A 21,185-nucleotide genomic window follows, 5' to 3' on the forward strand; every position below is an offset into this window, starting at 1 on the left:
GGCGGGCCTCAGCGCAAAAAGAAGCCGGTGGGAAATGGGTCCAGCTCTTCCAGCACCCACTGGTGGTGGCCCATGATTTGGGCGCTGCCGGTGACCTCGGTGAGCGCGCCGTCGAAGTCGCCGACCTTGACCGCCTGCGTCACCTTCACCTCGAACTTGCTGCCGACGATGCTGCCGTTTACATAGGTGGCGCCCAGAGCCAATTGGCCGCGCAGAAACAGCTGGGCCGCCCGGCCCGAGGTGCCGGTACCCGTAGGCGAGCGGTCCACCTCGCGGTCGGCAAACACGCAGACGTTGGACTGGTCCACGCCCGCACAGTTGGGTGCGCTGTCGATGATGCTGCCGTACAACTGGTCCAGCCCCGGCTCAAGCGGGTGCTGGATTTTTACTTTGGCCATGACTGCGGCCTTGGTTTCCGCGCCCAGCTGGATCAGTTGACGGACCAGTTCCGGCTTCACCGTCAAGCCGGCCTGTTCGGCATTCAGGTAGTAGTAAAACGCGCCGCCAAACACGATGTCGCCGCGCACCGTGCCAAAGCTGGGGGTCTGGACCTCCAGATCGCGCAGGTAGATGAAGGCCGGCACGTTCTTGAAGGTGACCTTGCCGGCGCGCTGGCCATCCCACTCCACAAAGGCTTCGATAAAGCCGGCGGGCGCGTCAAAGCCTATGCGCGTCAGCGGGCTGGTACGCTCCACATAGCCCAGCTCCACCAGCACCTTGCCCAAGGCGATGATGCCGTGGCCGCACATATCGCTATAGCCCTCGTTGTGGATGAAGATCACGCCGAAATCGGCACCGGGCGTGGTCGGCGGCAGCAGGTAGGCGCCGTACATGTCGGCATGGCCGCGCGGCTCGTTCATCAGGAACTGGCGCAAATCGTCGCGGTGGGTCTTAAGCCAGGCGCGCTTCTCCAGAATGCCGGTGCCGGGCACGGCGGGCATGCCAGACACCAAGATGCGCAGTGGCTCACCACCGGTGTGGGCATCCACAGTCTGGACGCTACGGACTAGATTCAACATGGTGGACTTTCAGCAGAAATTGGGCAAGGCAATCTGGTTTTATTTTAACCAAACTGGTTTTAAAATTATTCCAATTCATGAAACACCTTGCCCTCCCCGCCACTGAACCCAGCCCGTCACCGCTGCGCGTGCCACAGCTCTACGAACTGGTCGCCGAGCGCATCAAGAAATCCATCCAGGACGGCAGCCACCCGCCTGGCTCGCGCCTGCCGGCCGAGCGCGACCTGGCCACCACCCTGGGCGTGGGCCGCGCCACGGTGCGCGAGGCCATGGGCGAGCTTGTCAACCAGGGCGTGGTGCAGACCAAGCCCAACTCCGGCTCCTTTGTGCGCGACAACGCACTGGAAGTGATGCGCAGCATGAAGGCAGCCCCCACCCAGCCCGACACCAGCCCCCTGTCCACCCTGGCCGCCCGGCTGGCCATAGAGCCGCTGATTGCCCGGTTTGCCGCCGCCGTGGGCCACCGCGACGAGGAGATTGAACGCCTGCTGGACCTGATGGAGCGCACCAGCGACCTGGGCGACCCGGCCCAGCGCCGCGAATGGAACGAGGCCGACCGCCAGTTCCACCACCGCATCGCCCTGATGACCGGCAACCCGGTAATGCAGGCCATCGCCCAGGTGGTGGCCGCAGCGGTGGACGAGCCGCTATGGCGCCAACTGCGCGACCACGGCATCCACGACCCGGCCCGTGCCCGGCTGTATGTGTACGAGCACCGGCTGATCTACGAGGCGATTGCCACCGGCAACCAGGACGCGGCCGGCTTCTACGTACGGCAGCACCTGGAGCGGGTGCAAAAGGACATGCTGGCGACCTGAAACCATCTATAACTAGGGTTTAGACAGCCCACAGGAGTCCGTTATGCGCCGCTTCATTTACACATTGCTCACCGCCAGTCTGCTCACCTGCGGGGCCGCGCAGGCCAAGGGCACCATGTCCGAAACCAACTCGGACGACCACCTGAAAGCCGCGCAGGCCGCCATCCAGGCACGCAATTGGGGCCTGGCGCAGACCGAGCTGGACACGGCAGTGCGTGCCGACCCGCGCAACGCCGACATCCATAACCTGATGGGCTACACCGCCCGCAAGAGCCCCACGCCGAACCTGGCCAAGGCCTTTGAGCACTACAAGATCGCGCTGCAACTGAACCCCAAGCACCGCGGCGCGCACGAGTACATTGGTGAGGCCTATCTGATGAACCAGCAACCCGCCGAAGCCCAAAAACACCTAGCCGCACTGGAGCAGATATGCGGAAACCGCAGTTGTGAAGAATACGAAGACCTGGCCAAGGCGATCTCGGACTACCAGGCCAGCCATCCGTAAATACATCCTCAGGAGCCAACGCCCCGCCCATGCACCGCCGCCAGTTTCTCGCCACCGCCAGCACCCTGCCCCTGCTGGCTTGCCAAAGCCCATCCGAGATCACGGGCGGCTTCACGGGTATCAACTTCGAGCGCGGCCATCTGCTGCGCGACACCAGCAGCTACCCCGCGCCCAGCATCACCCGCCGCACCCATGTGCTGATCGCCGGCGGTGGCGTGGCCGGGCTGGCGGCGGCGCGGGCCTTGCGCTTGAAGGGTGTTGAAGACTTCGCCCTGCTGGAGCTGGAGGACAGCGCCGGCGGCAACAGCCGGGGCGGCGCGGTAGACGGTATCGCCTGCCCGCTGGGCGCGCACTACCTGCCCGTGCCCGGCGACGATGCACCCGATGTGCAGGACCTGCTGGAAGAGCTGGGCCTGCGCAAGCGTGTGGCGGGTCGCTGGGAATACGAGGAACGCCATCTGTGCCACAGCCCGCAAGAGCGGCTGTATCTGCACGGCGCCTGGCAGGACGGCCTGCTGCCGGTGGCCGGCGTGGGTGCCGACACGCTGGCCCAGTACCAGAAGATGGCCGCGCTGGTGGAGCAGCTGCGTGCACAGGCACACTGGACCATTCCCATGTCAAATAGGCCGCTGGCGCAGGTACAACGTGCGCTGGCAGCTATCACTTTCGCAGCATGGTTGGAGCAGAACGGCCTGAACGACAGCTATCTGCGCTGGTACCTGGACTACTGCTGCCGCGACGACTTTGGTGCGGGTGCCGCTACCGTTTCAGCCTGGGCCGGCATCCACTACTTCGCCAGCCGCCACGGCTTCCACGCGCCGGGTTCGGACAGCGGCGAACGTGACAGCGTACTGACCTGGCCCGAAGGCAATGCCTGGCTGACCCGTCGCCTGGCCGCGCCTTTAGGTGAGCGCTTGCACACCGGCCAGGTGGTAGTGCGCATCGCTGCGACCAAGCAGGGTGTGGAGGTGGATGCCTACAACACAGCCACCCACGCACTGGAGCGCTGGCAAGCACGCCGCGCCATCGTGGCGCTGCCGGTGTTCATTGCCGCACGCGTGCTGCAGAACCCGCCGGACTTCCTGCGCCAAGCCGCCGCTGCTACCACCTACGCGCCCTGGCTGGTGGCGAACATCCACATCAAGGCGCCGCTGTACGACCGCCCCGGCCCTGCGCCCAGCTGGGACAACGTGCTGTACCAGGCACCCGGCCTGGGCTATGTGGACGCGATGCACCAAAGCCTGCAGCCGGTGCCCGGCGCCACAGTGCTGAGCTACTACCGCGCACTGGGCGATGTGCCGGACGGACGGCGCATGCTGCTGCAAAAGCCCTGGGCACAGTGGCGCGACGAGATCCTGGCCGAGCTGGCTGCAGCCCACCCGGACATCCGAGGCAAAACCAAGCGCATCGACATTACCCGCTACGGCCACGCGATGGCCATACCCACGCCCGCACTTTCAAGCCAAATCGTCCTGCAGCGCACGTTTAACCTGCGCGAGCAGCTACAAAAAACAGAGCGTATTACCTTCGCGCACAGCGACTGGGCGGGCTACTCGGTGTTCGAAGAAGCCTTCACCCAGGGCCATCTGGCGGGGCTGGCAGGCGCGCTCAGCTAGGCTTCTTGGGGTCGAAATGGGTGGCACCGCTGCCGCCCGCCACCGAGTACAGCGCACCGGGTGCATTGCGGGTCTGTTGGAACTGCTCCAGCGTTTCGCCGCGCATGGCAGCGTAGATGTGCAGGTTCGACACGCCCAGCACCGCGCCCAGCTTTTCCAGCACGAAGAAGATCGCGCCGTAGTGCAGCAGGCCGCGCCAGTCGCGGGCGCGCAGCAGGCTGCACTCCTGCTCGGATAAGTCGGCGGCGGCAAAGCTGGCCTCGGGGTCGACTAGGAAGGCGGTGCGGTGCGCGGGCTGCACCATGGCGTGCAGATAGCGGTTCAAGCGGTAGGCCTGTGCGCTGCGCTTCAAGTCGAAAGGGTACGTGCCCCTGAGCGACTGGGCACCGTCCAGTTGGCGCGCCATATGCGCCTGGTGGCGGGCAATCTCGCCGGCTTGGGCGGGTGCGGCCAGGTTTTCATAGATGGCGGTGGCGATGCCGGTCATGGACGGCAGGTAGTAGCTCTGGTGCAGCTTGCGCACCTGGCTGGACAGGGCGCCGCGCATGGTCAGCCACATGATGACCTCGGCGCCCTCCAGCCCACCCAGCTCGGCGTATTCGGCCTGGGTCATCTCCGTCAGGCGCTGGGGGTCGTTTTCAAACATCTCCAGAAAGCGGGCGTCCCAGGCCGGGTTGTTGAAACCGGCGCGCTCACCGTGCACCTGGTGTGACAGGCCACCGGTGGCCACGATGGCCACGCGCAGGTCTTCGGGGTAGCTCTCGATGGCGCGGCGCAGTGCCTGGCCCAGCTTGTAGCAGCGGCGTGCGCTGGGTACGGGAAACTGCAGCACGCCCATCTGCAAGGGCACCACCTGCACCGGCCAGGCGGGCTCGTGCGGGCACAGCATGGACAGGGGCGAAAAGCAGCCGTGGTCCAGCGGCTTGTCCTGGAAGAATGACATATCGAACTCATCCGCCACCAGCGACTGGCCGATGTGCGCGGCCAGCGCCGGGTGGCCTGGCACCGTGGGCAGGTCGCGCGCGCCGCCGCCCTCGTCGGCCACCTTCCACTCGGGTCCCACGCCCAAGGCAAAGGCCGAGTAGTGGTCGAAGAAGAAGGAGGTGATGTGGTCGTTGTAGATGAACAGTAGCACGTCGGGCTTTTTGTCCTGCAGCCAGGCCTGCACCGGGGCAAAGGCCTCGAAGATGGGCGCCCAGACCGGGTCATCCTGCTTGTTGCGGTCGAAAGCGAAGCCAATCGTTGGCGTGTGGGATGCGGCGATACCGCCAATGATGGTGGCCATGGTTTTCTTTCTAATAAGCGAAGCGCTCAGTGCGCTTTCTGTGATGCGTAGGGAATCGTCGGGGTGTTCACAATACCGCGGCGGTTCAGCAAAATCGCCAGACCGGCCAGCACCGCAGGTACGGCCAGCACGGTGAAGATGCCTTCAAAGCCCCAGCCCAGGCTGAGCAACAGGCCGCCAATGGATGAGCCCATGATGCTGCCCAGGCGGCCCACGCCCAGCATCCAGCTCACGCCGGTGGCGCGGGCCATGGTGGGGTAGCAACCAGGGGCAAAACCGTTCAGCCCGGTCTGCGCACCGCTCAGGCAGAAGCCCACAGCCACCACCAAAGCGACGATGGAGGCGGACATCAGACCGTTCAGTCCCATCACGACCAGGGCCACAGCCCCCAGGATGTAGGCACCGGCGATAACTTTATTCGGATTCATGCGGTCCATCAGCCAGCCGACCAGCAGCGCGCCCACGGTGCCGCCCAGCTGGAACATGGCCGTCACATTGGCGGCGCGGTCCACCGACATGCCGGCGTCTTTCATCATGGTGGGCAACCAGCTGGTGGTCAGGTAGATCACCAGCAGGCCCATGAAATAGGTCACCCACAGGGTGATGGTGCGCAGGCGAAAGCCTTCATGGAACAGCACGGCGATGGGCTGGCGCGCACCCACGGCGGCTTCGCCGGAGATGAACTCCCGCACGCCCTGCAAAGGGCTCTGGCTGACCTTGGCCAGCACCTTGCTGATTTGCGCCGCGGTGTAGCCACGGGTCACCATGAAGCGCGCCGACTCGGGCAAGAAGAAGAACAGCATGGGCAACAGCAACAAGGGCAAGGCACCGCCCATCACCAGCACAGACTGCCAGCCAAACGCCGGTATCAGCGCCGCGGCCGCAAAGCCCACCATGGCCGAACCCAGGTTGAAGCCGGTGAACATGATGGCCACCAGAAAGGCACGCCGGCGCTCTGGCACATATTCAGACAGCAGCGTAGTGGCATTGGGCATGGCCGCGCCCAGGCCCAGGCCGGTCAGCAGGCGCAGCAAGGCCATTTCGGTGGGGTTGTGTGCGAATGCGGTAAACAAGGTGCACAGGCCAAAGCCCAGCACCGACAACAGCAGCACCTTGCGGCGGCCAAACCAGTCCGACGACGAACCGGCGAACAGGGCGCCCAGCGCCAAGCCAATCGGGGCCGCCCCCATCACGATGCCGAAAGCGGGGCGCGAGATATGCCATTCGGCCAGGATGGACGGGGCGATGAAGCCCATGATGGCCACGTCCATGCCATCCACGGCGACGATCAAAAAGCACAGCACCACCAGCCACCACTGGTTGCGTGAGAGGGGTCTGCTGTTGATGAATTCCCGGACGTTCAGGGTAGGGGCAAGCTGCATGGCGAAAAAAGTCTCCGTTGTAATTTTTGAGAGCTGGCGCTGGAGCCAGATTTGCAAGGACCGCATTCTGGGCAGGCCGCTGACTTCCGCACAGATGCCACAAAACACACCGCGATAACCGCTGGCTATCGCGTTTTGCCAATAGGCCGCGAGTCGTTACCATCCGGGCCATGAAACTCACGACGCTACGGGCCCTGATCGCCACCATCGAAGAAGGCAGCCTGCGCAGCGGCGCCAGACGCATGCAGATATCGCAACCCGCCCTGACCAAGATGGTCCGCGAGCTGGAGCTAGAGCTGGCCACCACGCTGCTGGTGCGCACCTCCAAAGGCGTGCTGCCCACGGCCCAGGGCACGGTGCTGTACCAGCGGGCTCTGGCGGTCTGCAAGGAGCTGGGCACGGCGGTGGATGAAATCAACCAGCTGGGCGGCAAGATGGTTGGTTCGCTGCATATAGGCGCAGTGCCACTGGCGGTGATGCTGCTGATTCCTGAAACCCTGCGCACCTTTGGCCGCGAGTTCCCCGAGATCCAGCTGCGCGTCAGCGAAGAGCTGTACCAGGCGCAGATGCAGCGCCTACGTAACGGCCATGTGGACATCGCCGTGGGCGGCATTCCCACCGGGTTGTCATCGGGTGAATTCGTGGTGGAACCCCTGCTGCAAACCAGCATGGTGGTGGTGGTGCGCAAGGGCAGCCCCCTGGCGAGCGCGACCTCGCTGCAGCAGCTGATGGGTGCCAAATGGGTGTACACCGGCGCCTCCAACGACACCGGTTACGCCAAGCTGCTGTTTGAAAGCAATGGCCTGCCCGCACCGCCGGTAGGCGCCATCGTGAACTCCACTCTGGCCCTGTTGTCGCTGGTGGCCACCGGCGACTTCGTGGGACTGATGCCGCAGCAGATCGCCACCCACCCCATGGCCGCACCATTCCTGAGCCTGGTGCCGCTGGCAGAGGGCGGTTTTCCGCTCACCGTGGGCGCCATTGTGCGTAGCGACTCGGTGCTGTCGCCCGCCATACGCCACTGCATTGCCCACCTGCACAGAGCGGCGCACCAGTTGTCACGCCAAAGTGCGGGCACTCTGCTGCCTTAGGGCTGAATCGGCTGCAGGCAGCCCGCCCCCATGACCTGGATCAAATACAAGCTCCGCCAATCCACCTAAGCTGCGGCAGCTTGAAAGGATTCTGAACATGGCACAGCTGGAATGGAGCGACGCACTGGTCTTGGACCTGGCGGAAATGGACCACACCCACCACGAATTTGTAGACCTCTTAGCACTGGTGGAAACCGCGCCGAACGACAGCGTGGTCCGGCACTGGGCCGAGTTGATCACGCACACCGAAGCGCATTTCGGCCAGGAGGACGCGTGGATGCGTGACACCGGGTTTTCATCTTCCAACTGCCACAGCCTGCAGCACAAAGTGGTGTTGCAGGTGATGCGCGAAGGCCTGCGCAACGGGCATGACGGCAAGCTGGACGTGGTGCGCGACATGGCCCGCGAGCTGGCCGCCTGGTTCCCTGCCCACGCCCAGTCGATGGACGCGGCGCTGGCCCTGCATTTGCGCGGCATAGGCTACGACCCGTCCACCGGCCAGGTCGCCATGCCACAGGCCCTGCCCGAGGCCCCGATCCACGGCTGCGGCGGAGCCAGCTGCTCGGACATGACGCGCCAGGCCGAGACCAGCGCAGCCTAGTAACCATGCCCATCATGTTATGGTTCGAGGTGAACACCCACCCTCGGTAACCTAACTATGTCGGAACCGCAGACGATCACGGATTCTCCGCGCGCAAAAGATACTTCGCTTCAGCAAAACGGTCGCTTGGTTGCGCCAATCACCAGCGCGGCTTTACCCCCGCCACCCACCCTGCCCGCCTGGTTGGAGGCCGGATTGCAATCGGGCGCGGAGCACGTCACCATCCTGGCCCAGCGGGCTTACCGATTACACGCCGTTCAAGTCGACACCCCCCTGCTAATGGTGCCCTTGGCCGGACTGAAACGCTTGGAGGTCGATGGCAAGCAGGCCGAGGTGGCGTGCGGTGAGTTTGTCATGCTGCACCATGCTTGCAGCATGGGGGTTGAAAACATACCCCCGCCGGGTACCACGGATGCCTACCGGGCTTGGGCAGTGCCGTTCCCATGGCGAGTGGTAACACTGGCGCGTTCCTTGGTGGGCGCGCACAGTGCCACTGCGCCGGCGGCGGCGCTGGCCAAACCCTTCAGTTGCGGGGATTTGACAGCTCTATTGCCTGGCGTACGGGCCTATTTGACCGCCATGTCTCCTGCGGGTTGGGCGCCCGACGCCGCGCAACGCGACCATGCCTTGCTTGGCTTGCTGCTGGCTTTGGTTCGAGCAGGCCATGACCCGTTTTTGTATGCCCAAGACCCATCGGTGGTGGCGCGCATTCGCTTGCTGGTGGCTGCGGCGCCAGAGCGCAACTGGACCTCGGGCGACTTTGAGCTTGCCTTGCATATGAGTGGCGCCACCTTGCGCAGACGCTTGGCACAAGAAGCGACCTCGTTGCGGCACATTTTGCGAGAAACCCGTTTGCTGCACGGCCTGGCTTTGTTGCAGTCCAGCCGTCGCCCGCTCAAGTCCGTCGCTTTGGCTTGCGGCTATCTGTCGGTGGCTAGTTTTAGCCGCAGTTTCATGGCCCAGTTTGGAGTCGAACCCAGCGCGGTATCCAATACCTGAGCGTTTCACGCATTTCTTTGAGCGCCTGGCGTTGGCGAACTCGTGGAACATCAACTCCAACACACGGCATATCACTGTTGCCTGTGTCGGCTTGCGAGATCGGCGATTCAGATCTCGGTTTTTCTACCAGGAACTCTTCATGAAGAAATCTTTTATTCCCTTGCTCTGCGCGTTGGGTTTGAGCGCAGGCGTGTCTTTAAGCGTACATGCTCTGGAGCTGAACAGTACAGACATCGCCAACGAAAAAACACTGGACAGTGCCCAGGTGTACCAAGGCTTTGGATGCAGCGGCGGCAATGTATCGCCCGCCCTGAACTGGAGCGATGTGCCTGCAGGCACCAAAAGCTTCGCCATCACCGCCTACGACCCAGATGCCCCCACGGGCAGCGGCTGGTGGCATTGGAGCGCATACGATCTGCCCGCGAGCCTGCGCAGTTTGCCAGCAGGTGCAGGCAAACCAGGTGCCTTGCCTGGTGGCGCCAAGCAAGGGCGCAATGACTTCGGCAGCAACGACTTTGGCGGCGCTTGCCCACCCCAAGGGGACAAGCCGCATCGCTACATCTTTACCGTGTTTGCACTGAAGGTGGACAAACTGGAACTACCCGCAGACGCATCAGCGGCCTTGATTGGCTATATGTTGAATGCAAACAAGCTGGCTACCGCCAGTATCACGGCAAGGTTTGGCCGCTAGGGACACCCTGGATCATTCCCTGCGTTCTGCCGATTCAATTCCAATCGACGGTTTGCTGCAGGGCGTTTTGGGCCTGCAGCCAAACCTCGATCTTTGATTGCAGCAGTCACCGACGGGTAATCCGCCGATCTGAGGCTACGCGGAACGCCGCCGGTGCCTGCACAATGGTGTCATCGCTTGACCCCCCGCAAAGGCAGCACCATGGCAGACGCGCACATCGCCGTTCCGGTTTACCCTCCTCTAGAACCCTACCGCAGCGGCACGCTGGCGGTGGACGATATCCATACCCTGTACTGGGAGGAATGTGGCAACCCGGACGGCGTGCCGGTGCTGTTTCTGCACGGCGGGCCGGGCTCGGGCATATCGCCCAAGCACCGGCAATTCTTCGACCCCGCGTACTACCGCATCGTGCTGTTCGACCAGCGCGGCGCGGGCCAGTCCACGCCGCTGGGCGAGGTCCGCAACAACACCACCCAGCTGCTGGTGCAGGACATCGAGCAGTTGCGCGAGATGCTGGGCATTGGCAAGTGGCTGGTGTTCGGCGGCTCTTGGGGCTCCACCCTGGCGCTGGCCTATGGCGAAACCCACCCCGAGCGCTGCAGCGGCTTTGTGCTGCGCGGTATCTTTCTTTGCACCCGGGCCGAGGTGGACTGGTTTTTGAACGGCATACGCTGGTTCTTCCCCGAGGCGCATGCGCAGTTTGCCGGCCATATCCCCGAGGCCGAGCGCGGAGATTTACTCAAGGCCTACGTGCAGCGCCTGTTCAGCGATGACCCGGCTGAAAGCCTGGCCGCAGCCCGCACCTGGAGCCGCTATGAAGGCAGTTGCCTGCACCTGCTGCCGCACCCGGAGGTGGCCGATACCTTTGGCTCCGACTCGGTCGCCCTGGGCGTGGGCCGCCTGGAGGCACACTACATGCGCAACGCGGCCTTTCTGGACGAGAACCAGCTGGTGCGCGACGTGGGCCGCATCCGCCATCTGCCAGCCACCATCATCCAGGGCCGCTACGACGTGGTCTGCCCGCCGCGCTCAGCCAAGGCGCTGCACGCCGCCTGGCCCGAAGCCAGCTTCACGATGGTGGAAGACGCAGGCCATGCGGCGTTTGAACCCGGCATCGCCAGCGCACTTGTCGCGGCCACCGAGCACTTCAAGCGGACCGGCACGCTATAGGGCTGCAGCGCCCGCCACCGTTCAGCTACGGCGTGCCGTAAGCCATTGGGTGGACGGCAGGGCTTCGGCCACCACGCGCACTTCGCCGATGTTGCCGAAGAATCCATCCGCGCGATCGCCGTCCCAGGAGCCCGCCCCCACCACCCAGGGAGAGGTGGCGGACAAAGTGGCCAATCCGGGCACATTGCTGGTGTTGCGCAGCACGGGGGCGCCTTCCACATACATCACCGTGTCATGCGTGGCGGGGTCGTTGACGATGGCGATATGCACCCAGGTATCCGCAATGATCTCGCCCGACCAGCTGGCCATGCCCTCGCGCGGACCGGTGGTGTCGGGCACCACTTCCCACTGAACCTCACGCAGGCTGGAGATGGCGAAGAGCATGGGGGGCGACTCTGGATCGCCACCGTCGAAGCCAGACAAATCGCCACGCTTGCCATCGCGGGTCATGATGTTCATCCAGGCATGCTTGGCCTTGTCCCATGCCTTATCGATCTTGATAAAGGCTTCCACCGTATAACCCGAGCTGGTGAAGGTTTGCGCATTGATGGCGGCCGTGGCGTCGGTCAGGAAATAGCTCATGCGTGGCGTGTTTTTATTGGTGTTGATAAACGCCACCGACCCGGGAGCTGCAGACAAATGGTGGTGGTCACTGCTCCACACCACATCACCCACTTCCGCGCCCACAATCACGCTGGCATTGAGCTGGTCGCGCTTGAGCGGGTTGGCACCGGTGACATCGGCGATCTGCGTTCCCGGCGCAACGGCCGTGCCTTCGGTGCCGCCAAAAAAACGCCAGTGCGCCACGGTGGAAGCGACCTTGGGGTAGTCGTCCGTATCGCGGGGCGCCACCGGCTGCACAACAGCTGGCTCGGTAAAACCCTGCAACACCAGGGCTTTCGCCTGGTCCACCAAAGACGATGCCACGGTGGCCTTGCCAAGCCCAAAGTTGAGATTGAACCGGGAAAAGCGCTTGGCAAAATCCATAGGGATTTCGAAGCTGTGGTTGCTGGCGGTCAACACCGCCTGGTCGAAAGCATTCAAGGTGTCCGCAGGCTTCATGGGGACCCAGGGGGAGAACGACAACACCTTGATCAGCTTGTGGGTCAGGTCAAACTCATACAAGCGCATCAGGCCATTGCCGCCCTGGTAGGCCATCTGGTAGTCCACCACCATTTCTTCGACCGCGTTGCCAAAATCGTTCGCCTTGGTCAGATGCGCGCCCCCGTGGTGGTGGCCGTTGAGGGTCATGAAAATCTGGTCGTTGTCGCGTATCAATTTCTCCCACAGCATCTTGCCGTAGCCGGTCTCCAAGGGGCTCACGGCGTCGGGTGCAATATTCAACAACTGGTGGTTCACCAAAATGACGGGCAAGCTGGGGTGGGCCGCAATCACGCCCCGCGCCCACGCAATTCCGGCATCGGAAATGCGCCAGGACAAGGACAGCACCAGGAACTGCTGCTCCTGCGCCGTGAAGATGTGGTACTCGTGGAAGCCGGTGCTGTCACGCTCGCCAAAGGTACTTTGGCGCTTGGCGCGCTTGGCACCAAACCACTGCAGATACGGCTCGTTGGCCAGTACACGCTGGGTGTCCGTGCCGGTGGTTGGGCTGGCATCAAAGTCCACATCGTTCAGCACATCGTGGTTACCCGCCAGGATCGAATACGGGATCTTGGCTACCTCCAGTACCTGCATGGCGGTATCGGCCACCTTCCATTGCTCGGGCTTGCCCACTTGGTCCACCACGTCGCCGAGGTGGATCAGAAACGGGATATTCAGCTTTTTTGCGTTGTCCGCCACCCATTTGGTTTGCGCGAAATATGGCTCACTGCCGTAGTGCCGCTCGTACTGGCTGCTTTCAGAGGAGGTCGCGTAGCGCGAATAGAACTGGGTGTCGGGCAACACAGCCAGTGCGAAGCTGGAGATCGGGGCGACCGAATCACCGTCACCACCGCCGCAGGCGCTGAGCGACACACCCGCAGCCAGGGTCGAGGCGGACGCCAGACCCAGCTTCAACACATTGCGGCGCTGCAGCGCACTGCTCGCGTCCGACACACGCTGTGCAAGAGGCTTCGTCAAAAAACTTTTCATGGAACGCATACCCAGTGGTTTGTATGCGCCCAATATATTTACCGAAAATTAAAAAAATATTACAAACCCGTACACAAGACGATTTGCCCGCCAATGCGCAAGTAAAGATGGGAGCGGCCCACGCTAGCCTGGCCGTTCCGGACTGCGCGCGCTATTTCAAGCCCAAGATCCAAGCCGCCAGTTGTCGGGCTTCGGCCTCCGACACTTGGGGGTTGGCCGGCATGGAGTCCATTTGGTCGGTGGGGCCGCCATGGATGATGGTATGGGCCAGCTTTTCCACCATGCCCGACTGGCCTGCGTACTGCACCGCGATGTCTTTGAATGCCGGCCCCACGACAGCCTGGTTGACCGCATGGCAGTCCAGGCAGTTCTTTGCCTGGGCCAGCGCCAGCTCATCGGCCGCGACAGCCAGCACCGGGCCTAACAGCATGCCCACGGCCAGCAGCCACTGTTTACGCAATTCCATCTTGATCCCCCCTTTGAAAACACTGAAACAGCCGGTCCGGTTCAGCTCAGATACGCCGACTCTTTGAACGTCAGATCGGCAGGCCGGCCAATATTCACGGCCCAGTCGGCCATCATGCTGGCCGGCATGGCCTTAGCAAACAGGTAGCCCTGCAGCTCGTCGCAACTCAGCGCCGTCAGCACATCACGCTGGGCGACGGTTTCCACACCCTCGGCCACCACACTCAGACCCAGCGCGTGGGCCAGCTGCACCACGGCCGCAACAATGGCACGGGCGTCGGAGCTACTCTCCAGATCCTGTACAAAAGACTGGTCGATCTTCAGCTGGCTAACATGCAGGCGGCGCAGATAGGACAGGCTGGAATAGCCGGTGCCGAAGTCGTCGATGGACAGCTTGACGCCGATCCGGCCCAGATTTTCAAAAGCCTTGAACGTGCCTTCCGCATCCTCCATGGCCACGGACTCGGTGATCTCGAAAATCAGCAGCGCCGGGTCTACCGCATAGCGTTGCAAGGCCAGCTCCACGCGCTGCACCAGATCGTCCTGTCGCAGCTGGTGCACCGACAAATTGATGGCCACGCGTATGCGCAGGCCCTGCGCCATCCAGGCGCGCATCTGCTGGCAGCCTTCTTCTATGACCCAGTTGCCCAGTCGGTTGATCAGGCCAAAACGCTCCGCCACGGGAATGAACACGGCCGGACTGACCATGCCGCGCACCGGGTGGTTCCAGCGCAACAGGGCCTCTACCCCAGTGATGAGACTGCCGCCCGCGCCCACCTTGGGCTGGTAATGCAGGGCCAGCTCACCACCGTTCTCCATAGCCCGGCGCAGGTCGTGCTGCAGCTCGATCTGCTCGCGTATGCCGGCATTCATGTGTGGCTCGAAAAACGCATACGCCGTGCCACCGCCGCGCTTGGCAGCGTACATGGCCGCGTCGGCATGGGCCATCAGCTGGTCGCGCGTGCCGTCTGAGGGGTACATGGCAATACCGATGGAGCAGGACAGGCGCACCTCGTGCTCACCGCCCGTCACCGGCTGGGTCAGCTCGTCGATGATGCGCTGGGCGATCTGTGCCGTGGCGGTGGTGTCCAGCCCGCCCTCCAGCAGCAACACGAACTCGTCGCCACCCACGCGGGCCACGGTGTCCGTGGTGCGGGCCACGCGGGCCAGGCGCTGGGCCATTTCGCGCAGCACCATGTCGCCAAAGCCATGGCCGAAGGAATCGTTGACGGGTTTGAAGCCATCCAGGTCCACGAACAGGACGGCCAGCAAGGTGCCGTCGCGCACGCTGCGCTCCACCGCCAAGGCTACCCGGTCGTCGAACAGCAGCCGGTTCGGCAGGCCGGTCAGGGCATCACGGAAGGCCAGTTGCTGCAGCTCGGTATTGGCTTTTTGCAGGGAGGTGGCCAGCACCTCGGTCTTGCTTTGCATGCGCGCGTCGATAACGGAGGTCAGCATGGTCATGGTCAGCAACACCACGGTGGCCACGGACACCAGCAGGCCTAGGCCGTCACCGCCCAGCTCGTTCGCGCTCCGGCACAGCGAACCCAGGGGGAACGACGCCGCCGCCATACCGGTGTAATGCATGCCGCTGATGCCCGCTCCCAGCACCAGTGCAGCCACCAGTTCCCAGCGCCGGGCGGCCCAACCCTTCAGGCCGCGCAGCCAGAAAAAGATCAACAAGGCCACGGCCGAAGCCCCCACTGCCACGGCCACCGAAGCCAGCACCCAGGGCGTGGACCAGCGGATGCCGGGCACCATGTCCATGGCCGCCATGCCGGTGTAGTGCATGGCGCAAATGCCAGCGCCCATGGTGATAGAGCCGCCCAGCAGGCGCGCCATGGTCAGGCGGTTGCGGCTGGCCACATACAGGGCGATCGCCGATACCACCACCGCCGCCACCCAGGACAACGCCGTCACCACATAGCCATAGCCCACGGCAAACGGCAGGCTCATGGCCAACATGCCCACGAAGTGCATGGACCAGATACCTGTGCCCAGGGCCAGCGAACCACCAGCCCACCAGCCTATGCTCAGCAAGCGGTCCTGCACGCGTACACGTTTGGCCAGGTCCAGCGCCACATAGGACGCAAAACTGGCGATCAAATAGGACACCACCACCACCCAAGGGGCATAGCTGACGTCAATAAACGGGGTATCCATGGCGGCCCTAGTGGATAAATGAGGTGCGCCAAAGCGCGCATACGGCCCAGAATTATCCGAGATAGCAAATGCCCTTGTGCGCTCCGTACTACCTATGCGGAGGCACTGTGGGTCAAGGCGCTGCGCCCGGCAATGGCAGATCCAGCACCGCCTCCAGGCCCGGCTGCGCGGGTCGCAAAATGAGCTGTCCGCCATGGGCCTGCGCCACCAGCCGGCACAGGTACAGGCCCAGCCCCACGCCGCCGGTGCCGCGCTGGCGCGCCGCATCGGCCCGGTAAAAGGGTTCGGCCAGTTGGGCCCACTGCACCTCGGCCACGCCGGGTCCATGGTCGCGCACGCGCAACTGCACGCCCTGCCCCACGCGCTGCAAATGCACCTCCACCGGAGCCTGGCCGTGCAATTGGGCGTTGTGCACCAGGTTGCGCAGCAGCAGGCGCAGGCGTGCGCGGTCCAGCGGCCAGGCGGGCAAGCCGGGCTGCAAATGCAGCTGTACGGCCGGATCGGTCACCACCTCCCGCACCAGCGCGGCCAGATCGGTGGGCTCCAGGTACAGGGCCGCATGCGGGCTGGCCAGGCGCTCGCTCTCCAGCAGATCGCTGACCAGGTCGCGCATCAGCGCCAGGTCGCGCAGCAGGGGCTCCCGCAGAGGCTGCAGCTCGGCGGTTTCGGGCAGCAGTTCGGTATTCAATCGCGCCCGGGTCAGGGGTGAACGCAACTCGTGGCTGATGGCCAGCAGCAGGCCGCGTTTGGCCTCCAGCATCTGGTGGATGTCTTGCGCCATGGTATTGATGCGCTGGGCCAAGTCACCTAGTTCGTCCCGGCGGCGCAGCGGTATCGGCTGGCTGAAATTCCCCGAGCCATAGCGCTGCGCACCCAGACGTATATCGTCCAGCGGGCGCAGCAGGCGGCGTACCACCGCATAAGCCACAGCGGTGAGCAGCAGCAAGACACCCAGCGTGCCCCATACGATGAAGTGGCGCGACTGCGGCCAATCCTCCTCCGTCCCGCTCAAGCCCAGGCCTAGCACCACGCGCGTACCGTCGGCGGTGGTGCGCGACAGCAGGCCGGGCTCGCCATCGTCACCATGCCTGCGACCCCTGCTACGTTCGGACTTGCCGGGATGCGAATCCCAATGCACTTGCGGGCCGTCCAGACGCACCGACAAAGGCAAGCGCTGCACCAGTGCCTGGGCCCGCTCTATGCTGGGCGGACTGCCCAGGTCGGCCACCAGATGGTCCACATAGTCGGCCAGCAGCGGCCGCGCAGCGGCGCGCCAACCGACCGAAAAAGCCTGCTGCATGCCGCCCACAAAGGCGACCGACATGGCCAACGCCAGTGCCAGGAACAAGCCCACCAAGCGCCAGCGCAGCGAGTGTTTGAAAGCATGGCGCGCTCTGCGCCAGCGGGCCGGTCGCTTACGCACGGGCCACCGCCAGGGAATAGCCGGCGTTACGCCAGGTTTTGATGCAGTCCAGCGGCTCCAGCTTCTTGCGCAGGCGGCTGACCAGCAGGTCTACCGCGCGGGTCTGCAGCTCGGCCTCATGGCCGCGCAGGCGGTTCAGGATGTCATCGCGGCTGAAGACCTTGCCCGGCTCGCGCGCCAGCAGGCCCAGCAACTCGAATTCGGTACTGGTCAGCTCCACCGCCTGGCCGTGGCGCCGCACGCTGCGGGTGTCCAGGTCGATCGCCAGGCCGTCGAATAGCAACTGCTGCAGCGCATCGGGCTGGCGCTGGCGGCGCAGCACGGTCAGCAGCCGGGCCACCAGTTCGCGCGGCTCAAAGGGCTTGGGCAGGTAGTCGTCGGCACCCAGCTCCAGGCCGACCACCCGGTCCATCACCTCGCCGCGCGCAGTCAGCATGATGATGGGGATGTCGCTGTCCTTGCGGATGGTGCGGCACAGCGCGAAGCCATCCATCTCGGGCAGCATCACGTCCAGGATGGCGGCATCCAGCCCGCCCTGGCGCAGCAGTGCCAGCCCGGCGCTGGGCGTGAGCGCGCAGACCAGCTCCAGGCCAAAGCGCTGGAAGTACTGGGCTAGCGGCCCGCCCAGTTCGGCGTCGTCATCGATCAGGAGGATTTTCGGCATGCTGGATTCTCTACCCAGGCGTCAGTTAACACGCGCCCCCCCCCCAGAAACACCGCAGAACTGGCTTTGCCAGGCTGCTGGTGGTGTTGCCCCACCTCAGGGGGGTTGGCGAAAGACGCGTAGCGCTGCAGCCTAAGGGGGAACAACAGGCTCATCCGTGGCGCCACATGCCGCCCCGGCGCTGCAAAAAGTCGCGCACCTGCTGCTGCTGTGCCGGGTTGAGCGCGTCATAAAAGTCGGCTGCGGCGGCAATCACCTCAGGGCTCTTGCTGCGCAGGGCGCTGGTCTTTTCCTCCACCATGGCCTGGGCGCGGCTGCGGTTGAACTTCGCGCCGTTGACCAGGTCCAGCATGTCGGCACGCGGATCACCGCCGGCCATCAAGGCCTTGCGCTGCTCCTGCAGCTTGTCGCCGAGCACGCCCAGCAGCTGCTTCTGCGCATCGTTCAGCTCCAGCTTCTTGCCGACTTTCTCGATCATCTTGCCGCGCATCTCGGCGCTGCGCTCTTCGGTCATCGGACCGCCGAAGCCGTGCTCTCGGTGGCCCATGCAGGCGCTGAGGCCGCCGGCCAGAATGCCGGCCCCCATCAGGCCAAACAAGCTGCGTTTCAGATTTCTATGGAAGCGAAATTTCATGGTGTGACCCCGTGGTTAATCAAGGCCTCCATGGTTCAGTGCGGTAGCCGGCGGGTCTTCTCGGCGCCGTATCGGTTTGTGTCGTTTTATGTCGCCAGTAACAAGCAACCCATAGGTTCCGCTATATTTTAAAGAGCACCTAGCGCATGTTCCACCTGCGCCAGCGGCCTATTTACCCACTAAGCCAGCTTGAAGGCCGCCACGCTCTGCAACAGCAGTTGGGCCTGGGAATTCAGGCTGCTGGCGGCAGCGGCGCTCTCCTCCACCAGGGCGGCGTTCTGCTGCGTGACCTGGTCCATCTGGGTGATGGCCTCACCCACCTGGGCCACGCCCTGGCTTTGCTCGCCGCTGGCCGAGCTGACTTCGCCAATGATGTCGGTCACGCGACGGATGGCATTGACCACTTCGGTCATGGTGCTGCCGGCCTTGGCGACCAAGTTTGTGCCCTGGTCTACCTGGCTCACGCTGTTGTCGATCAGTATCTTGATCTCCTTCGCGGCAGTCGCGCTGCGCTGGGCCAGACTACGCACCTCGCTGGCCACCACGGCAAAACCGCGCCCTTGTTCGCCGGCACGGGCGGCCTCCACGGCGGCGTTCAGCGCCAGGATGTTCGTTTGAAAGGCGATGCCGTCGATCACGCTGATGATGTCGCTGATCTTCTTCGAGCTGTCGTTGATGCCCTTCATGGTGTCCACCACCTGGCTGACCACCTCGCCGCCCTGCACCGCCACGCTGGAGGCACTCACCGCCAGCTGGTTGGCCTGGCGCGCATTGTCGGCGTTGTGTTTGACGGTGCTGGACAGCTCCTCCATCGAGGCCGCGGTTTCTTCCAGTGCGCTGGCCTGTTGCTCGGTACGGCCGGACAGGTCGCTATTGCCCTGGGCGATTTCGGCGCTGGCGGTGGCCACGCTGTCCGAGCCCTGGCGCACATGGGACACCACCGTCACCAGGCTTTCCTGCATGCCCTGCAGCGCGCTCAGCAACAGCCCGGTTTCGTCGGTGGAATGGGATTCGATGCGCCGGCTCAGGTCGCCGCCGGCCACGCGCTGGATGGCGTCTACAGCCACCGTCAACGGCCGGGTGATGGAGCGTATCAGCCACATGGCAGCGGCGATGGCGATCACCAGACCCAGCAAGGCCACGCCGATCAAGGAGGCGCGCGCCGAGCCATAGGCATTCTGGGCCAGCACACCGGCGTCTGTGGCACCCTTGGAGTTCAGTTCGACCAGCTTGTCCAGCTCGGCACTGGAGCTGTCAAAGTACTTCTGTGAATCGCCCTCCAGCAGCTTGCGGGCGGCATCGTTGTCATTCTTGCGCGAGGCGGCCAGCACCTGCTCATGGATCTCCAGGTAACGCTTCCAGTCGGCGGAAAAGCTGTCATATAGCTTGCGCTCTTCGTCGCTGCTGATCATCTTCGTATAAGCCTGGCGGTTCTGCTCAAAACCCGCCAGTACCCTGGCCATGTTTTTTTCAATACCCTGCATCGCAGCATCCTCGGTATTGAGCACATGCTGGAACTCGGTGATGCGAAAGTCGGAAGTGGCGGTATTCATCCGCCCCAGCACCCCGACACTGGGCAGCCAGTTGGTGATGATGTCGTCGGTGCCGCGCCACATGGTGGCCATCTGCAGCAAGCCTGCGGCGGAAACCAACAACAACAGGCCCACCATCAGGGAAAAAGCAGCTGCCAGACGCGTAGAAATTTTGACATTCTTCATGGCAATATCCCTTGTTTTTTGTAGGGTTACTCTAGCGCTTGGGCAGCACCTCCCGCAACAGCGTTTGCCATTAGTTTCTCAATGTCCAGCAAGACCAGCATGCGTGGGCGATCCGCCTCGCCCAGCGTACCAATGCCGGTGATGTAGTCGGCATCCACAGAGGTGTCGAATTGCGGCGCCGGCCGGATCTGCTCCGGTGTGAGCAAGGTCACATCACTGACCGCATCCACCACAGCGCCAACCAAACCCTGCGCCAGGTGCAGCACGATGGTGACGGTCAGCCGGTCAAACCCTGCCTCCGCCTGGCCCAGGCGCAACCGCAGATCCACGATGGGCACGATCACACCACGCAAATTCAGCACACCCCGGATATGGTCCGGCGCGCTGGCGATGCGGGTGGGCTGCTCGTAGCCGCGTATTTCCTGCACCTTCAGGATGTCGATGCCGTACTCCACCGTACCCAGCCGAAACGACAGGTATTCCAGCGTGGGACTGGCTTGCACGGCGGCATTGGAAACGGATGGCGAACTCGTAGCGGTCATGGCAGTACCCGGGAATGAAAACTGGTGACCTGATTTTAGTTAAAAATGCAAAATTTAATATAAATGATTTAAAAATCAGTTTTTTTAATCAAATAATTGCCAATTAATCACGTAACACAAAAAATTCATGGATTTGAGGCGCCACAACAACGCGAAGAAAACGCAAATATGATAACTTCAAGCCTCAAACGCTTCGAATGAAACTTGTGGCTCAGCACCGCTGCCTAAGGCTCTTTTGGAGCCGGTGTAAATGCATTTTGTAAACCATAAAAATACCGCTTCTTGAGGTCTCCATGGCTACCCCCATG

The 21,185-nt window shown here is 63.4% G+C and carries 19 protein-coding genes; 8 read left to right on the forward strand and 11 right to left on the reverse strand.

Annotated elements, in window-relative coordinates; all coding sequences use genetic code 11:
* Positions 1 to 8: 8 nt before the first annotated feature.
* Positions 9 to 1,019, reverse strand: a complete 1,011-nt coding sequence (locus AC07VY_RS13280; protein ID WP_495097977.1) for a proline racemase family protein — start codon at positions 1,017 to 1,019, stop codon at positions 9 to 11.
* Positions 1,020 to 1,096: 77 nt separating this feature from the next.
* On the opposite strand from AC07VY_RS13280, the gene AC07VY_RS13285 reads away from it, so the two are divergent.
* The 3 genes from AC07VY_RS13285 to AC07VY_RS13295 are packed head-to-tail and all read left to right on the forward strand — an operon-like array spanning position 1,097 to position 3,958.
* Positions 1,097 to 1,837: a FadR/GntR family transcriptional regulator gene (locus tag AC07VY_RS13285; protein WP_495097976.1), complete on the forward strand. Its 741-nt coding sequence runs from the start codon at positions 1,097 to 1,099 to the stop codon at positions 1,835 to 1,837.
* A gap of 43 nt (positions 1,838 to 1,880) precedes the next feature.
* Complete coding sequence (locus tag AC07VY_RS13290; protein WP_495097975.1) at positions 1,881 to 2,342, forward strand: tetratricopeptide repeat protein; 462 nt, start codon at positions 1,881 to 1,883, stop codon at positions 2,340 to 2,342.
* Positions 2,343 to 2,371: 29 nt separating this feature from the next.
* Positions 2,372 to 3,958: an FAD-dependent oxidoreductase gene (locus AC07VY_RS13295; protein ID WP_495097974.1), complete on the forward strand. Its 1,587-nt coding sequence runs from the start codon at positions 2,372 to 2,374 to the stop codon at positions 3,956 to 3,958.
* Here the strand turns inward: AC07VY_RS13295 and AC07VY_RS13300 are convergent.
* Together AC07VY_RS13300 and AC07VY_RS13305 are read right to left on the reverse strand one after the other, a co-directional pair.
* Complete coding sequence (locus AC07VY_RS13300) at positions 3,951 to 5,243, reverse strand: gallate dioxygenase (RefSeq protein ID WP_495097973.1); 1,293 nt, start codon at positions 5,241 to 5,243, stop codon at positions 3,951 to 3,953. The genes AC07VY_RS13295 and AC07VY_RS13300 overlap by 8 nt on opposite strands.
* 26 nt (positions 5,244 to 5,269) lie before the next feature.
* The gene (locus AC07VY_RS13305) at positions 5,270 to 6,625 is read right to left on the reverse strand and encodes an MFS transporter (protein ID WP_495097972.1); all 1,356 of its coding nucleotides are present in this window, start codon (positions 6,623 to 6,625) and stop codon (positions 5,270 to 5,272) included.
* A 170-nt stretch (positions 6,626 to 6,795) separates the two neighbouring features.
* Here AC07VY_RS13305 and AC07VY_RS13310 point away from each other — a divergent pair, with 170 nt between their 5' ends.
* The 5 genes from AC07VY_RS13310 (at position 6,796) to pip (ending at position 11,177) form a co-directional block, all read left to right on the forward strand.
* The gene (locus AC07VY_RS13310; RefSeq protein ID WP_495075887.1) at positions 6,796 to 7,716 is read left to right on the forward strand and encodes a LysR family transcriptional regulator; all 921 of its coding nucleotides are present in this window, start codon (positions 6,796 to 6,798) and stop codon (positions 7,714 to 7,716) included.
* Between the two features lie 97 nt (positions 7,717 to 7,813).
* A complete protein-coding gene (locus AC07VY_RS13315) occupies positions 7,814 to 8,317 on the forward strand; it encodes a hemerythrin domain-containing protein (protein ID WP_495097971.1) in 504 nt (167 codons plus the stop codon).
* 126 nt (positions 8,318 to 8,443) lie between these two features.
* Positions 8,444 to 9,316, forward strand: a complete 873-nt coding sequence (locus AC07VY_RS13320) for a helix-turn-helix transcriptional regulator (protein ID WP_495097970.1) — start codon at positions 8,444 to 8,446, stop codon at positions 9,314 to 9,316.
* A gap of 139 nt (positions 9,317 to 9,455) precedes the next feature.
* Positions 9,456 to 10,007 carry a YbhB/YbcL family Raf kinase inhibitor-like protein gene (locus tag AC07VY_RS13325; protein ID WP_495097969.1) on the forward strand — a complete coding sequence of 184 codons (552 nt, stop codon included), beginning with the start codon at positions 9,456 to 9,458 and terminating at the stop codon, positions 10,005 to 10,007.
* 201 nt (positions 10,008 to 10,208) lie between these two features.
* Positions 10,209 to 11,177 carry a prolyl aminopeptidase gene (gene pip / locus AC07VY_RS13330; RefSeq protein ID WP_495098074.1) on the forward strand — a complete coding sequence of 323 codons (969 nt, stop codon included), beginning with the start codon at positions 10,209 to 10,211 and terminating at the stop codon, positions 11,175 to 11,177.
* 21 nt (positions 11,178 to 11,198) lie between these two features.
* Here pip and AC07VY_RS13335 read toward each other — a convergent pair whose 3' ends face one another.
* From AC07VY_RS13335 to AC07VY_RS13370, 8 genes are all read right to left on the reverse strand, one after another.
* On the reverse strand, positions 11,199 to 13,256 hold the full coding sequence (locus tag AC07VY_RS13335; RefSeq protein WP_495097968.1) for a laminin G domain-containing metallophosphoesterase family protein: 2,058 nt from the start codon (positions 13,254 to 13,256) through the stop codon (positions 11,199 to 11,201).
* A gap of 163 nt (positions 13,257 to 13,419) precedes the next feature.
* On the reverse strand, positions 13,420 to 13,734 hold the full coding sequence (locus AC07VY_RS13340) for a c-type cytochrome (protein ID WP_495097967.1): 315 nt from the start codon (positions 13,732 to 13,734) through the stop codon (positions 13,420 to 13,422).
* Positions 13,735 to 13,775: 41 nt separating this feature from the next.
* A complete protein-coding gene (locus AC07VY_RS13345) occupies positions 13,776 to 15,896 on the reverse strand; it encodes a putative bifunctional diguanylate cyclase/phosphodiesterase (RefSeq protein ID WP_495097966.1) in 2,121 nt (706 codons plus the stop codon).
* A gap of 112 nt (positions 15,897 to 16,008) precedes the next feature.
* Positions 16,009 to 17,319: a sensor histidine kinase gene (locus AC07VY_RS13350; RefSeq protein ID WP_495097965.1), complete on the reverse strand. Its 1,311-nt coding sequence runs from the start codon at positions 17,317 to 17,319 to the stop codon at positions 16,009 to 16,011.
* Positions 17,312 to 17,983 (reverse strand): response regulator transcription factor, encoded by a 672-nt coding sequence (locus tag AC07VY_RS13355; protein WP_495075896.1) that lies wholly within the window; start codon positions 17,981 to 17,983, stop codon positions 17,312 to 17,314. Before AC07VY_RS13355 ends, AC07VY_RS13350 begins: the two co-directional genes overlap by 8 nt.
* Positions 17,984 to 18,134: 151 nt before the next feature.
* Positions 18,135 to 18,617 carry a Spy/CpxP family protein refolding chaperone gene (locus tag AC07VY_RS13360; RefSeq protein ID WP_495075897.1) on the reverse strand — a complete coding sequence of 161 codons (483 nt, stop codon included), beginning with the start codon at positions 18,615 to 18,617 and terminating at the stop codon, positions 18,135 to 18,137.
* Between the two features lie 179 nt (positions 18,618 to 18,796).
* Complete coding sequence (locus AC07VY_RS13365; protein ID WP_495097964.1) at positions 18,797 to 20,335, reverse strand: methyl-accepting chemotaxis protein; 1,539 nt, start codon at positions 20,333 to 20,335, stop codon at positions 18,797 to 18,799.
* Between the two features lie 26 nt (positions 20,336 to 20,361).
* Positions 20,362 to 20,877 carry a chemotaxis protein CheW gene (locus AC07VY_RS13370; protein ID WP_495097963.1) on the reverse strand — a complete coding sequence of 172 codons (516 nt, stop codon included), beginning with the start codon at positions 20,875 to 20,877 and terminating at the stop codon, positions 20,362 to 20,364.
* Between the last annotated feature and the right edge of the window lie 308 nt (positions 20,878 to 21,185).

Source organism: Rhodoferax sp. GW821-FHT02C08 (assembly GCF_059421805.1).